Consider the following 14,515-nt stretch of genomic DNA (forward strand, 5'->3'; position numbering starts at 1 on the left):
TATCCGCCCGGTCAGCGTTCTGTCATCAGCCGCGATGCATGCCGCAGATCTTGTGACCGTCCAGGTCGCGGAAATAGCACAGGTGCAGCGTGCCCAGCGCGCCGCCATCACGCGGACCGGGAGGGTCTTCGATGCTGGTCCCGCCAGCCGCCACGGCGACATCGTGCAACTCCTTCACCTGCTCGGGAGAGTTGCAGCGCAGGCCGATGGTGGATCCATTGGCGCAGCCGGCCGGATTGCCGTCGATAGGGTTGGTCAGGATCAGGATGGACCCGTCGTGCGGGAAAAGCGCCCGTGTCTGGCCGGTGGCGTTTTCATGCATCATCGGCTGCCCGGCTCCGAGCACGCCCAGAACCTTTTCGTAGAATGCGACGGACTTTTCGAACTTGTCCGTGCCGATCATTACGTGACTGAACATGGCTTCATCTCCTCAGTAGACTACGACGCTGCGAATGCTTTCGCCCGCGTGCATCAGGTCGAAGCCCTTGTTGATTTCGTCGAGCGTCAGGCGGTGGGTGATCATCGGGTCGATGGCGATCTTGCCGTTCATGTACCAGTCCACGATCTTGGGCACGTCCGTGCGGCCTTTTGCCCCGCCGAATGCCGTACCGCGCCAGTTGCGGCCCGTCACCAGCTGGAACGGGCGGGTGGCGATTTCCTTGCCCGCTTCGGCCACGCCGATGATGATGCTTGTGCCCCAGCCCTTGTGGCAGCATTCCAGCGCTTGCCGCATCACATCCGTATTGCCGGTGCAGTCGAAGCTGTAATCCGCCCCGCCGTCCAGCAGTTCGACGAGGTGTGCGACGACATCGCTGGTTTCCTTCGGATTGACGAAGTCGGTCATGCCGAACTTCTCGCCCCATTCCTTCTTGGAATTGTTGATGTCGACGCCCACGATGCGGTCCGCGCCCGCCATCTTCGCGCCCTGGATGACATTCAGGCCGATGCCGCCAAGGCCGAAGACCACCACATTGTCGCCCGGCTGGACCTTGGCGGTATTTGTTACAGCGCCCACGCCCGTGGTCACGCCGCAGCCGATGTAGCAGGAGGTGTCGAAAGGCGCATCGGTGCGGATTTTTGCGACGGCGATTTCCGGCAGCACGGTGAAGTTCGAAAAGGTCGAACAGCCCATGTAGTGGTAGATCGTCTCGCCCTTGTAGCTGAAGCGCGATGTGCCGTCGGGCATCAGGCCCTTGCCCTGCGTCTCGCGAATGGCGCTGCACAGGTTCGTCTTGCCGCTCAGGCACATTTTGCACTGCCGGCATTCGGGCGTGTAAAGCGGGATGACGTGGTCGCCGGGCTTCACGCTGGTGACGCCCGCGCCCACTTCGCGCACCACGCCTGCGCCCTCATGGCCCAGCACGCTGGGGAACAGGCCTTCGCTGTCCAGCCCGTCCAGCGTGTAGGCATCGGTGTGGCAGATGCCGGTCGCCATGATTTCCACCAGCACCTCGCCCGCTTTCGGGCCTTCGAGGTCAAGCTCGACGATTTCGAGAGGCTGTTTCGCTTCGAAAGCGACGGCGGCGCGGGTTTTCATGGTCGGCATCCTCCTGAGTGGAAGCCGGAGGTGCACTTGCGGGCACTTATGGTCAACATCAGGCGGCGAGAAGCGTCAGAAATAGGGGCGTAGAGGTGCCCGGTCCGGGCCCGCGCGGCGGTTATTTCCCGTTCCCGTTCCCGTTCCCGTTCCCGTTCCCGGTGCCGCCACCGTTGCCGCCACCGTTGCCGTTGCCGTTGCCGCTACCGTTACCGCCACCGTTGCCGTTGCCGCCACCGTTACCGCCGCCGTTTCCGCCACCGTTTCCGCCGCCGTTTCCGCCACCGTTTCCGCCGCCGTTACCGCCGCCGTTTCCGCCGCCAGTGCCGCCGCCAGAGCCGCCGCCATTACCGCCGCCCGAGCCGCTGCCGGACCCGGATCCGTTGCCCTTCGTCGTCGGGCAAGTGTTTACGGCCAGGCTCTGCGTATTGCTGATGTCGTTATTCTGCCGTCCGCGGACGTTGAAGGCGGCCTCGTGCCGGATCTGCGGCGACAGGTTCAGGACATTGCCGATAAGCGGCTGGTAGAGATACGTCACTTCCACCACCATCACGGCCGTGCCTGGCGCCGCCAGGATCTTCTTGCCGTTGGGGCCCATGCCCGCAGCTAGCGTCGCATCGTCGCGGCCTTCGTTCTGCAGGGCATATTCCGGGTTATGCGCGTAATCGCCCCAGCAACGCTGCCAGTTGACCACCTGCCCGGCATTGCTGCCCGTCTTGCCATTGGGTTGCAGCGAGGAGAGCACGATGCGCCCGTGCGTCTTGAAATCGATGTCCTTGCCGATGACGTCGGCCCCGGCGAAGACTTCGTGGATGTTTGCCTCGTCCACACCGGTCACCACGCGGCCGGAATTGTCCGCCACGGTCATGGCGATCTGGCTGACGCGCATATGCGACAGCACGTAATTCATCAGCTCCAGGCCGCCCAGGATCAGGAGGAGCAGCACCGGCGCCGCAAAGGCGAACTCCACCATCGCCAGCCCGCGCTGGTCTTCGATCAGGCGCTTGCGAAAGCTCATGGGGTCTTCGTCCCGCAAACCGTCGGCGGCGTCTTTTGCGTGTCCCAGGGCTGGTTGCGGATCGCAGTATCGGCCTTGAGATGGTACTTCTCCGACCCGCCGACGAAGTGATGCAGCGGCACCAACCGGTCCATCGTCAGCGTCGCCTGGTACTGCACCACGTCATTTGCGCCGCCGATGCCGGTGCGCCCGGTATCCTGGTCATGGACCCCGTCCTCGTCGAGGTCGGAAAAGCAGTCACCGTCCGTCTCGTCATAGACGCCGTCGCCGTCTTCATCCTTCACCAGCTTTTCCGGGTTCCCGATGCCGGCGAAATCGTAATAATTGCTCTGCGTGACGGTAATCGTGGCGCCGGGCGCGATGGGCAGGATCTGCCCCTTCACAAGGTTCGCGACCCTCTCCTCCACCGTACCGCTTGTGCCCGACAGTGCGGGATTTTCCACCGCCGCCTGCCGCGCCGCATCGGTCAGCGCGCCCTGCATGACGGACCTGACATAGCTCTGGTGCGCAAGGTCGAACCCGCCGATCAGGATCAGCATCAGCGGCATCGCGATCAGCGCGAACTCGACGATCGTCGCCCCGGCGCAATCGCCAGCCAGGCGGGCAATATTGCGCCGAAAAGGAAGCTTTGCCTTCAACATCATCACCGCGTCAGCCTGAGGTTGCCGATACCCTGGCCGATGGCCGTGAAGATCTGCTCTAGATCGGTCCCGTCGCTGGTATAGAAGTGCTCGTCGCTGGTGGCGCACTGCTCGATATCGTCGGTGTCGCTGACATCCAGCGCGATCACCCAGATGGTGATGCCCATGCCCTTGGCGACGTCGCAGACGGAGTGGAAGCGGTCGATATGGCGCGAATCCTGCGTGCCAGATGTGCCGAGGCGTCCCTGGTAAGTCTCCACGCCGTAAGCCGAATAGAGGGTGGAGCCAGTGTCCAGCTTACCGTCTGTCATGAAAACGATATGCGTGTTGACAGGCACGCCATCGATGTCGGTGACGTTGTCCCCCTGATTGTAATTGTTGCCGGAAAAGAAGCCCGTGCGCGATGCGAAGCGGGCGCCCCACAGCATGCCGATATCGTGATAGGTCCCGCCCGTGACATTGGCCGTGGCAGTCGTCACCGCGGCGCCGAATGAAGCTTCGTCGACGTAAGCCGTCAGCCGGGTCGATTCCGACGGGCAGCCATCCTGCGAGAAGCCGCGCTGGACGAAGGGATCGTACCGGCCGAACTGCCGGGCCGTGTCATTGCCGTTGGCGGCCGCCGTATCGACGTCAGCCTGCGTGATTGTGGTCAGGATGGTGAAGGCATCGGCGGACGCCAGGCTCGGGCGCTCCTCAATGCAGCCCATGCCGCTGGTGCGGAAACCCTGGCGGTTGCCGGCAAGATAGCCGTGGGCGTTGTTCCAGTAAGAATTGCTGATGTGAACAGTCTTGTCGCCATTGTCGGTGAAGCTGCGATTGTCGCGGTACTTAGTGCCGTCCACGCCGGTCAGGGGGCGCTGGGCGGCCGTCTTCCATTCGCAATTCCAATAGGTGCTGCCGTCCGTATCGCATTCGCGGTACGACCATTCCCCGTCGACATAGGACTGGTCGACCAGGAAATCCCTGTTTTTCAGGGACCTGGCGATGTTGACCGTGTGCGAATAGGGCACAATGCCATAGCGCGTCTTCGATCCGTCATCGGCATCCAGCGCGCGGTAAAGGCCGCGCGCACCAGTCCGCAGGCGGCCGATCTTCGAACCGGTCTGCTCCACGCCGCCGCAGCCGCCCGCCGTTCCCGGGGGGCAGTTCATGGATCCGGTCACGTCCAGCACCAACACGACGTCGTTATGGCCCATGTCCTTGGTGGCATCGCAGGTGACGGAGATGTCCAGCTTCTGGAAGCCGAAGGCCCGCATCAGCGATGTCGGCACTTCCGCGCTGGCGGTGCCGAGCAATTCGCCCTTGTCCTGTGCATTCTGCGTCACAGAGAACTGCGTGTTCTGCATGTCCCCGGACGTGTGGGGGAAGTTGAAGTCGAAAAAGCGCTTCGCCTCGTCCTGCACGGACTGGTTGAAGGTGGTGCCGGTCATGTGCTGCCGTGCAGCCAGCACGCCCGCATCGCAGGCGTTCTGCAGCTTTGTGCGGGACATATAGGCCACGGACAGGTCCAGGCCGGACCCGACCATCATGGTCAGCGGAATGATCGCCGCCGCCGCGAGCGCGAGCGTGTTGCCGCCCGTGTCGCTCGCCAGACGCGACAGGAATCCCGAATGTTCGACAGGGTTACGCATGGCCTACCCCTTCCCAAAAGCTAGATCAGGGAAATTACGGAGGGCGGGTTGCGATCTATGGTAGAAATGCGGTTAACGCCGCGGCAAGGGTTTCCCCGGCGTGCCTTGCCGCCTCCCGTTCCTTCCCCAGCGGTGGCCGTGATCGGGGGGCTGGCGAAATGGGTTGCAAGCTGCCATTGATACCGGCGTGAGCAAGACATCCGAAATCGACGTGCTGGTGGTCGGGGCAGGCCTGTCCGGCATCTCCATGGCCGCGCACATGGAAATGAAATGCCCGGATCGCAGCTATGTCGTGCTGGAACGGCGCGACAATCTGGGCGGCACTTGGGACCTGTTCCGCTATCCTGGTGTGCGGTCGGATTCCGACATGCATACGCTGGGCTTCAAGTTCGAACCCTGGCTCCACGAAGACGCGATTGCCGATGGGCCATCGATTCTGGAATATCTGCATGACACGGTGAACAAGCGCGGCATCACGCAGAACATCCATACCGGGACCCGCGTGATCTCTGCCGACTGGCGCGCTGCCGAGGCTGTCTGGACTGTGGAGGCCGAAGGCCCTGATGGCCCGCGCCAGTACCGCGCGCGATGGCTCTACCTTGCCTCGGGCTATTACGATTACGACAATCCGCATGATGCGAAGCTGCCGGGTATCGACAGCTTCGGCGGCACGGTCATCCACCCTCAATTCTGGCCGCAGGACCTGGATTATTCCGGAAAGAAAGTCGTCGTGATCGGGTCCGGCGCCACGGCCGTGACCATCGTGCCCGCCATGGCGGAAACAGCCGCCTCCGTGACGATGCTGCAGCGCACGCCGACATGGATGGCAAGCGGTCCGCGGCGCGACCGTATCGGCAAGTTCCTGGAGCGCACCCTGCCGGAATCGCTCGCCTACCGGCTGACCCGGTGGAAGAATATCCTGTTCCGCAGCTACGTCTTCCGGGTGGCGCGCAAGAGCCCGGACAAGCTGGCGGACAAGCTTCGCGGCTGGCTGCGGCGCGACCTGGAACATGCGTATGAGGAACGGCATTTCGAGCCGCCTTACGACCCGTGGAAGCAGCGCATGTGCCTGGTACCAGATGGGGACCTGTTCGATGCAATGAAAGCGGGCAAGGCGCGGATCGAGACCGGTCATATCGATACGTTCGATGCCGGGGGCATCGTGCTGCAATCGGGCGAGCGGCTGGACGCTGATATCGTGGTCACCGCCACCGGGCTGCAGCTGCAGATCGGCGGGAAGATCAAGGTTTCGCGCGATGGCGTGCCGCTCGATTGGACGGACCACTTCTTCTATCGCAACTGCATGTTCTCCAACGTGGCGAACTTGTCCGTGGTGTTCGGATACCTCAACGCCAGCTGGACGCTGCGCGCGGACAACAATGCCGGTTACATCACGGATGTGCTGAACCACATGGCGCAGACCGGTTCGCAGGTCGTCTATCCGCTGCTGCATGCAGAGGATGAGCCGGAAGCACTCAAGCCCTTCGATTACGAAAGTGGTTATCTGGTCCGGGCGCAGCACATCATGCCCAAGAGCGGTCCGGAGCTGCCGTGGAAGCTGAACCACGATTACCTGGGTGATCGGCGTGACCTGCGCCAGCGCCCCGTCGCGGATGGCACGCTGCGGTTCGAAAAGCTGCCGGAAAAGCAGGAGCAAGTGGCGTGAGCCAGGATAAAGTTTACACCGCGGGCATGCTGGTGATCGGGGACGAAATCCTCTCCGGCCGTACGCATGACAAGAACATCGCGCAGGTCGCCAGCTGGCTGCAGGTGCAGGGCATCCGCCTGACCGAAGTGCGCGTGGTGGCCGACGTGCAGGCGCGCATCGTCGAGGCCGTGAATGCGCTGCGAGAGCAGTATGATTACCTCTTCACCACCGGCGGTATCGGTCCCACGCATGACGACATTACGGTGGACGCGGTGGCCGAAGCGCTGGGCCGCGAGGTCGTGATCCACCCCGAAGCGCGCAAGACGCTGGAAGCCTATTACACCGGGCGCGGGCTGGAGCTGACCGAGGCGCGCCTGCGCATGGCGCGTGCACCGGAAGGGGCCGGACTGATCCCGAACCGCATCTCAGGCGCGCCAGGGATCCAGGTAGAAAATATCTACCTGATGGCCGGTGTCCCGCACATCACCGCCCAGATGCTGGACGGGCTGACAGGTAAGCTGGAAGGCGGCGCTCCGCTCCAGTCGCAGACGTTGGGCGGCTGGATCCCCGAAAGCGAAGTCTCCGATATTTTGCGCGCCTGCGAAAAGGCGCACGAACGATGCCAGATCGGCAGCTACCCATTTTTCCGCGAAGGCACGGTGGGGGCGAACTTCGTGATCCGTTCGACCGAGAAAACCGCGCTGGAAGCCTGCGCCGCCGACCTCACCGGCCAGCTGGAAGCCGAAGGCTACGCAGTGACCCCGGGCGGGATCTGAGGCGCAGCGGTTTTCCTTGCGGCCCTGCAATCGCGCGCTAGTCTGGCGGCGGGGGACGGATGACAGGCCTAATTCTGATCGTGGTGACGGCTGCAGGGCTGGGTCTTTGGCTCCGCATGCGCCAGCTGGAGGAGCGCCTCGCGAAGCTGGAGGAGCAGGGCGATGCCCGCTTCCGCATGCTTCTTTCCGGCGCGCAGCGCGCTCCCGAGGCGGACCCGGTCGACGCCGCTCCAGGGCCAGGCGAAGACCCCGTGCTACCTGCCGATGAGCCCCTGGCGCCTGCTCCGTCGGAGCAGCTGACGCGGCCTGCGGCTTTCGATCCCCCTGACACGTCCGAGAGCGCCATATCCGCGCCGGTCGAGCAGCCGCGACCCGACTTCGACACCGACTTCGATACCGAACTTGATGCCGGCATCGAAGAGGCGGACGAAGCGGCACCCCGGTCGGCTTACAAAGCGCCGGAATTCGATTTCGAGGAAATCTTCGGGCGTCGCCTGCCGATCTGGGCGGGCGGGATCGCGCTGGCTGTCGCCGGGATATTCCTGGTGCTGTATTCGATCGAGAACGGCTTGGTGACGGAGCCGGTGCGTGTCGCGCTGAGCTTCGTGTTCGGGATCGGCCTGCTTGGCGCAGCGGAAGCAGCGCACCGCATGGCGCACCGCGTCTCCGATCCGCGCGTCGGGCAGGCGCTGGCGGGCGCGGGCCTCGCGACGCTTTATGCCGCCTTTTACCTTGCCGGCGCGCGCTATGGCCTGATTGGCCCGGCCGCGAGCTTTGCCGGGCTTGCGCTCGTCACAGGGCTAGCGGTCGGGCTGACTTTCCGCTTCGGCCTGCCTGCCGCCATCCTGGGCCTGCTAGGCGGTTTCGCGACGCCGCTGCTGGTGGCGAGCGACGATGCGAATGTCCCCGTCCTCGCCTTTTATCTCGCGCTGCTGACTGCCGCGCTGGCGTTGACTGGGCGCAGGACTGGCATGCGCTGGCTCGGCTTCGCCGCCATCTTCACCGGCTTCGGCTGGGGTGCCGTCATGCTGGCCGCTGGGCCGGTCATGCGCGGAGATATGCTCGCCATCGGGCTGTACATTGTGGCGCTGGGCGCAATCATTCCGGCCGCCTTACCGTTCGAGGGCAAGTGGCTGTGGCCGCGGCTGGTCACTGCCGCGTTGGGCGCTCTCCAGCTGGCCATACTGGTCGCCTCCGCCGGCTATGACCTGCTGACTTGGGGCCTCTATTTCCTGCTCGCTGCCGGTCTTGCGGCGCTTGGCTGGAAACTGGAGCAGCTGCGCGCAGGATCGGCCATTGCAGCCGCTACCGCGCTGATGCTGTTGCTTATCTGGCCGGACCCGGTTGCCACCCATTTCGCGATAGTGGGCGCGGGCGGCGCACTGGTCTTCCTAACTGTGCCGCTGGCGCTGATCTGGCAGGACCGTGCCCGCCAGCTCGATATCGCGCAGCTCTGCGTGGGCGCAGTCCTCCTGGCCATGGCGGGATGGGCGCAATTCGGGCCGGATGGTGATTTCGAGCCCTATGCAAGACTTGGCCTGATGACGGCAGCGCTTGCAGCCTTCCCTGCTCTCGCCGCCTGGCGGATGTGGGATCGTACCTCTGCCACCAAGATCATCGACGCGCCGATTGCCGGCACCGGCGTGCTGGCAGCCATGGCAGGCTATCTGCTGCTGCCGGAATGGGCGAAGCCCTTCGCCCCGGCACTGGTGGGCGTTGGCCTGGCGCTCGTCGCGGCCAGGCGGCAGGATGGAAACGCCGCGATCTTCGGCTGGGTCGCCGCGCTGGCAGGGCTAATGGTGCTGCTTGGGACGGACTTCCGGCTGGAGGAGACCGCACGCCTGTTCGGTGTGGTCCGGTTCGGAATGGACGAGGGCGCAGCATCGCTGCTGCTCGCAATGCTGCGTTGGATGATGACGGCACTGCCATTTGCCGCGCTTGCCCTGTGGGACCGCGCTGGCAAGCGGCGCTTTGCGGCAGAGCTGTTCCTGGCGGCAACCCTGTACGGCGTTATCGCGCAGATCGCTCCGCCCGAGGTCCTGCCGCTCCTCACGGCGCTGGGCGCAATGGCCGCAATCCATTGGCTGGCCGGGCGGCGGGGCCTGTGGCTTGGCGCGATGGCCATTGCCGGGCTCTGGACGGTGGGCCCTATCTTCACCTGGCTTGGCACCGGGGGCGAGGCGGCTCTGGGCATGGCCATGTTCGTGACGGACCTGCCCGCGCTGACGGACACGCTCCAACGCCTCCTGCCCTTTGCTGCGGCGGGCGCTTTTGTCGCCGCGCGGCAGGCTGGCAAGCGGCGGGCAATCTGGTCGATCGCATTTGCGGCGGCGGCGGTCATTATCGCCGCGCATGTGCTGTTCAAGCAACTCTTCGCGATCGGAACGCTGGAGCAATTCGTGCAATACGGGCTGGCGGAGCGCACAGCATGGCAGGCGCTGCTGGTCATCGGCGGTCTGGGGCTGGCGCGGCTAGTGTCGGCGCGCCTGGGCAAGGCGGATGGGCTGCGATGGGCGGGATACGGCCTTGCAGCGGCGGGCATGGCGCATTTCGCGTGGTTCTCCATGGTGCTGCACAATCCGCTGTGGGACGCGCAGGCGACGGGCGCGCTGCCCGTGCTTAACCTGCTGCTCGTATCCTACGGTATCGCCGGGCTTGGCGTGCATTTCCTTGCCGCGGGGAAGGACGGCGGGGAGGATCGCCGCGTGGCGCTCGCACGCCGGGTCGCGGCGATGGTGCTGATCTGCGCTTATGCCCTGTCGGAGCTGCGGCATGCCTTTTCGGGCAGCATCCTGACCGCGCAGCCGATGGGCCAGACGGAGGACCTGCTGCGGTCGCTGCTGGGTATCGTGCTGGCGCTCGGCTTCCTCGCCTGGGGCTCGCGGACGGACCAGCGCAGCTGGCGCATCGGTTCGCTGGTGCTGATGCTGCTGGCAGTGGCCAAGGTGTTCCTGGTGGATGCCGCCGGGCTGGAAGGCCTGCTTCGCATTGCCAGCTTCCTTGCGCTGGGATTCAGCCTGATCGGCATAGGCTGGGTCTATTCCCGTCAGCTGAAATCCCGCACGCCCGATGCGGACAACACCGCCACATAGAAAAGGGCCGGAGGTTCGCACCCCCGGCCCCTTTTCCGTTCGTAAGGCTGTAGGAAAGTCTCAGTCCGATCCCGCAGGGATCGCCAGGCCGACCGGCCGCCGCGCGGTTAGCGCGAAAGCCTAAGGGCCCGCACGGGCCCGCCGGCGCCTGAGGCCTGCCGAATTAAGCCCCTTCGATCTCGGCGATGTCGATCTTCAGGCCCGGGCCCATCGTGGAGGTGACAGTCACCTTCTTGACGTACTTGCCCTTCGCGCCGGTCGGCTTCGCTTTCACGATCGCGCTGGTGAAGGCCTTGAAGTTCTCTTCCAGCTTGGCGTCGTCGAAGCTCAGCTTGCCGATGCCGGAGTGGATGATGCCCATCTTCTCGACGCGGAACTCGACCTGGCCTCCCTTGGCGTCCTTCACGGCCTGTTCCACGTTCGGGGTGACGGTGCCCAGCTTGGGGTTCGGCATCAGGCCCTTGGGGCCCAGCACCTTACCAAGACGGCCGACGACGCCCATCATGTCCGGCGTGGCGATCACGCGGTCATAATCGAGGTTGCCTGCCTGCATGTCTTCCATCAGGTCTTCCGCGCCGACCTTGTCGGCACCGGCGGCCAGCGCCTTGTCGGCATTGTCGCCCTTGGCGAACACGGCGACCTTGATGTCCTTGCCCGTGCCACCCGGCAGCGAGACCATGCCGCGAACCATCTGGTCCGCATGGCGCGGATCGACGCCCAGGTTCATGGCAACTTCGACGGTCTCGTCGAACTTCTTGCTGCCCAGTTCCTTTAGGATGGAGAGCGCTTCGGTCACGCCGTACAGCTTTTCGCTGTCGACCTTCTCGGCCAGCACGTTCTGCTTCTTCGTCTGCGTAGCCATGATCAGCCCTCCACCACTTCGATGCCCATCGAACGGGCGGAACCGCCGATGATCTTGACAGCCTGGTCGATGTCGTTGGCGTTCAGGTCCTTCATCTTCATTTCGGCAATTTCAGCCAGCTGGCTGGTCTTGATCGAACCGATGATGTCCTTGCCCGGCTCCTTGGAGCCCGACTTGATCTTCATGGCCTTCTTGATGAGGAAGCTCGCGGGCGGGCTCTTGGTCACGAAGGTGAAGCTGCGATCCGCATAGACCGTGATCTTGGTCGGGATCGGGGCGTTCTTTTCCATGTCCTGCGTGGCGGCATTGAACGCCTTGCAGAATTCCATGATGTTCACGCCGCGCTGGCCCAGGGCAGGGCCGATCGGCGGGGAGGGGTTAGCGGCGCCCGCAGGCACCTGAAGGTTGATGTAACCTTCGATCTTCTTGGCCATGGTGGCCTCCTTTTCACACTGTCACCCGCGCGCTGCGGCGAGGGTTCATGTTAAGCGGTCAGGCGGTGGGCCGGATGGCACACCTCCCGCAGGTGATTCCCGAACTGTCGCTGGGAAGGCGCGCGGATAGCGGCGGATGCGCGGGAATGCAAGCGTGCCGGGCGTGCCGGTCCGGCCTGCACTTCACCGCATGGCTGTTGCACGAAAGGCTGGCCCGGCTATGCGGCGCGGCGATGCATCGCTTCCGGTCATGGCCTGCCATCCTGCCGCTGCTTCTGGCTGCGCTGGCCATGCGTGCGCTGGTTCCTGCAGGCTGGATGCTGGACGTGACGGAGCACGGCGTGTTGCAGCTGCGGATCTGCTCACCGCAGGCAGGCCCCGTACCCGACCGCGCTTCCAATCAGGGCGCGCACACAGACATGGATCACGGGGCCATGGATCATGGGGCGATGGGCCATGCCCCGATAGCGGAGCATGACGGGCCCGACCAGCCGCTCCATCCCGCAGCCCCGCAGGTGATGGACGGTCTGTGCGCATTTGCTGTGGCCGGGGCCCAGGCGCTTGCGGCCGCTCCGCCCGAACTTAGCGATCTTCCGCAGCCAGCGGCAGTTGCGCTGGCATCATGGCAGGCAGCCGAGGCACCGCGTATCGCGCTGCGCCTGAGACCGCCGGGCCGCGCCCCGCCTGCCCGCGCCTGACACGGCCTGCGAATTCGCGCGGGCCGTTTCGGACGCACGAACCTCATATCAGGACGGGAATTTCCCATGACTACCGCATTTCGTGCGGGCAGCGCGCTGCTCGCCATTACCCTTTGCTCGCAACCTGCGATCGCGCAGGACGAAGCCGTAACCATCGAAGGTGACGAGATCGTCGTCACGCCGGTCAGCCTTCACCCGGCCGCCGGGCTGATGAATGAACACACGCATGACGGGGGCGAGGTCATGATTGGCCTGCGCTATGCCCGCACCCGCTCGGGCGGCACCAATGTGCGCGGCACGAAGGAGATCTCCGACGCCGAGATCCTGGCTGCCGGATACGCATCGCGCACCAGTTCGATGACCATGGAAATGGTCATGCTGGACCTGATGTATGCCCCCGATGACAGACTGACGCTGATGGTCATGCCGCACTGGATGCGGCACGAAATGACCATGCTGGGGATCGACCCGGCGAATACGGGCGGCGGGATGCATGGGGGAGGCATGCATGGCGGAATGGCCGGTCATCATGGTCACTCGCCCGCGTTCGGCGAGACAATGACGCATGCCGCCGAAGGGTTCTCCGATACGCTCGTGTCCGCAAGCTATCGCTTGGCTCATTCTCCTGCGCTGAAGGCGCATGCCACCCTGGGTGTCTGGGTACCGACGGGCCGCGTTGACTTGCAGAACCATGACGGCACCTTCGTTCACTACGGCATGCAGCCCGGCAGCGGTTCATGGGACCTTGAGCCGTCGCTGACCGTCTCTGGCCAGTCCGGCGAGATGGGGTGGGGGCTGCAGGCAAGCTATCGCTGGCGGCTCGAGGAGGAGAATGCCAGCGGCTTCGCCTTTGGTGACCGTTTTGCCCTGCGCGGCTGGGCGAGCTGGCGCGCGGCGCGCGACGTCAGCCTGACGGGGCGGCTGAGCTTCGAAAGCGAAGGGCCGGTTACTGGCCATTACAATGGCCCGCATAACCATTCGGCCCCGGCAGATAGGCAGGCAAATTACGGCGGAGAGCGAATCTACGCCGACATCGGCATCAATTATGCACTGCCGTTTGGCGGTCCGGACCGGCCACAGATCGGGCTGGAAGCGGGCGTCCCGCTCTACCAGGATTTGAACGGCATCCAGGCGCCTGACCAATGGCGGATGGCGCTGTCGCTGACCAAGGCGTTCCGCTGAAAAGAAAAGGGCCCGCGCGGATCGTCTCCGGCGGGCCCTTTTCGGTTTTCTTGAAGCTGCGGCTTACTTGACCAGTTCGACCTGGTCGAAATCCAGTTCCACCGGCGTGGCGCGGCCGAAGATGGAGACGGAGACCTTGACCTTCGCCTTGTCGAAATCGAGCTCTTCCACTTCGCCGTTGAAGCTGGCGAAGGGGCCTTCCAGCACCTTGACCTGGTCGCCGATCTCGTAATCGACGTGGATGTCCTTCTTGGGCGCGGCCTTGGCTTCTTCCACGCCGCCGAAATAGCGTGCGGCCTCTTTCTCACTGATCGGCTGCGGCTTGTTGCCGCTGCCCAGGAAGCCGGTGACCTTCGGCGTGTTCTTGACGAGGTGGTACACGTCGTCGGTCAGGTTCAGCTTGGCCAGCACGTAGCCTGGCATGAACTTGCGTTCGGACTGCACCTTCTTGCCGCGCTTGATCTCGGTCACGGTTTCGGTGGGAACTTCCACTTCCTCCACACCGTCGGACAGGCCGAGCCGTTCGGCTTCGGACAGGATCGAATCGCGCACCTTGTTCTCGAAACCGGAATAGGCGTGGATGATGTACCAGCGGGCCATGGGGAATCAGTCTTTCGCTAAAGTCGGGATATGCGGCGTGCGGGGCGGGCCTATTGGGCCAGCGTCAGCAGCCATTTGACGACGGCGCCGAACAGGGAATCGATGCCGAGGAAGAACAGCGACAGGATCAGCACCATGATCGCCACGAAGATGGACGTGGTGATGGTTTCTTGCCGCGTGGGCCAGACGACCTTGCTGCCTTCGGCGCGCACCTGGCGAATGAATTCGCCGGGGCTGGTCTTCTGCTTGGGGGCGGGGGTTGCCGCCTGCTTTTCTTCGGCCATGATCGCTCGTCGCTCGCCTTGCGTAATGTGTGCCGCTTCCGGCGTGACCATCAGGTAGGCCTCCGCGCCGCCCCGGACAAGTCCGGGAGGGGCAGGGTAGGGCTCCGATGTG

At 64.4% G+C, this 14,515-nt stretch carries 14 protein-coding genes; 5 read left to right on the plus strand and 9 right to left on the minus strand.

Translation table 11 applies throughout. From position 1 onward, the window contains the following. Positions 1-25: 25 nt before the first annotated feature. The 5 genes from A6F65_RS03725 to A6F65_RS03745 all read right to left on the minus strand — a co-directional run bounded on the left by A6F65_RS03725 (position 26) and on the right by A6F65_RS03745 (position 4,827). A complete protein-coding gene (locus A6F65_RS03725; RefSeq protein ID WP_067786115.1) occupies positions 26-418 on the minus strand; it encodes a VOC family protein in 393 nt (130 codons plus the stop codon). A gap of 12 nt (positions 419-430) precedes the next feature. Further along, positions 431-1,537 (minus strand): S-(hydroxymethyl)glutathione dehydrogenase/class III alcohol dehydrogenase, encoded by a 1,107-nt coding sequence (locus tag A6F65_RS03730; RefSeq protein WP_067789927.1) that lies wholly within the window; start codon positions 1,535-1,537, stop codon positions 431-433. Positions 1,538-1,658: 121 nt separating this feature from the next. Beyond that, positions 1,659-2,555 (minus strand): TadE/TadG family type IV pilus assembly protein, encoded by an 897-nt coding sequence (locus tag A6F65_RS13105; protein WP_067786116.1) that lies wholly within the window; start codon positions 2,553-2,555, stop codon positions 1,659-1,661. Then, positions 2,552-3,199: a TadE/TadG family type IV pilus assembly protein gene (locus A6F65_RS03740; protein ID WP_083989191.1), complete on the minus strand. Its 648-nt coding sequence runs from the start codon at positions 3,197-3,199 to the stop codon at positions 2,552-2,554. Before A6F65_RS03740 ends, A6F65_RS13105 begins: the two co-directional genes overlap by 4 nt. Next, the gene (locus A6F65_RS03745) at positions 3,199-4,827 is read right to left on the minus strand and encodes a Tad domain-containing protein (RefSeq protein WP_067786117.1); all 1,629 of its coding nucleotides are present in this window, start codon (positions 4,825-4,827) and stop codon (positions 3,199-3,201) included. Before A6F65_RS03745 ends, A6F65_RS03740 begins: the two co-directional genes overlap by 1 nt. A 187-nt stretch (positions 4,828-5,014) precedes the next feature. Here A6F65_RS03745 and A6F65_RS03750 point away from each other — a divergent pair, with 187 nt between their 5' ends. Genes A6F65_RS03750 through A6F65_RS03760 form a run of 3 tightly spaced genes read left to right on the plus strand, consistent with a single transcriptional unit; the run spans position 5,015 to position 10,343 of the window. Beyond that, on the plus strand, positions 5,015-6,493 hold the full coding sequence (locus A6F65_RS03750) for a flavin-containing monooxygenase (RefSeq protein WP_257784262.1): 1,479 nt from the start codon (positions 5,015-5,017) through the stop codon (positions 6,491-6,493). Between the two features lie 26 nt (positions 6,494-6,519). Continuing rightward, positions 6,520-7,251, plus strand: coding sequence for a competence/damage-inducible protein A (locus tag A6F65_RS03755; RefSeq protein ID WP_205631912.1), 732 nt, complete (start codon positions 6,520-6,522; stop codon positions 7,249-7,251). Between the two features lie 59 nt (positions 7,252-7,310). Further along, positions 7,311-10,343, plus strand: a complete 3,033-nt coding sequence (locus A6F65_RS03760; protein WP_067786120.1) for a DUF2339 domain-containing protein — start codon at positions 7,311-7,313, stop codon at positions 10,341-10,343. A 163-nt stretch (positions 10,344-10,506) separates the two neighbouring features. Here A6F65_RS03760 and rplA read toward each other — a convergent pair whose 3' ends face one another. Continuing rightward, entirely contained in the window at positions 10,507-11,205 is a 699-nt protein-coding gene (rplA, locus tag A6F65_RS03765; RefSeq protein WP_067786121.1) for a 50S ribosomal protein L1, read from the minus strand. A 2-nt stretch (positions 11,206-11,207) separates the two neighbouring features. Beyond that, on the minus strand, positions 11,208-11,639 hold the full coding sequence (rplK, locus tag A6F65_RS03770; protein ID WP_067786122.1) for a 50S ribosomal protein L11: 432 nt from the start codon (positions 11,637-11,639) through the stop codon (positions 11,208-11,210). Between the two features lie 74 nt (positions 11,640-11,713). On the opposite strand from rplK, the gene A6F65_RS03775 reads away from it, so the two are divergent. Both A6F65_RS03775 and A6F65_RS03780 read left to right on the plus strand, forming a co-directional pair. Next, complete coding sequence (locus A6F65_RS03775; protein WP_169816993.1) at positions 11,714-12,337, plus strand: hypothetical protein; 624 nt, start codon at positions 11,714-11,716, stop codon at positions 12,335-12,337. A 66-nt stretch (positions 12,338-12,403) separates the two neighbouring features. Next, complete coding sequence (locus A6F65_RS03780) at positions 12,404-13,519, plus strand: transporter family protein (RefSeq protein ID WP_067786125.1); 1,116 nt, start codon at positions 12,404-12,406, stop codon at positions 13,517-13,519. A 63-nt stretch (positions 13,520-13,582) separates the two neighbouring features. On the opposite strand, the gene nusG is transcribed toward A6F65_RS03780, so the two are convergent. Further along, positions 13,583-14,119 carry a transcription termination/antitermination protein NusG gene (gene nusG / locus A6F65_RS03785; RefSeq protein WP_067786127.1) on the minus strand — a complete coding sequence of 179 codons (537 nt, stop codon included), beginning with the start codon at positions 14,117-14,119 and terminating at the stop codon, positions 13,583-13,585. 50 nt (positions 14,120-14,169) lie between these two features. Continuing rightward, entirely contained in the window at positions 14,170-14,403 is a 234-nt protein-coding gene (gene secE / locus A6F65_RS03790; RefSeq protein WP_067789938.1) for a preprotein translocase subunit SecE, read from the minus strand. Positions 14,404-14,515 lie beyond the last annotated feature (112 nt).

Source organism: Paraurantiacibacter namhicola (assembly GCF_001687545.1).
GTDB lineage: Bacteria > Pseudomonadota > Alphaproteobacteria > Sphingomonadales > Sphingomonadaceae > Paraurantiacibacter > Paraurantiacibacter namhicola.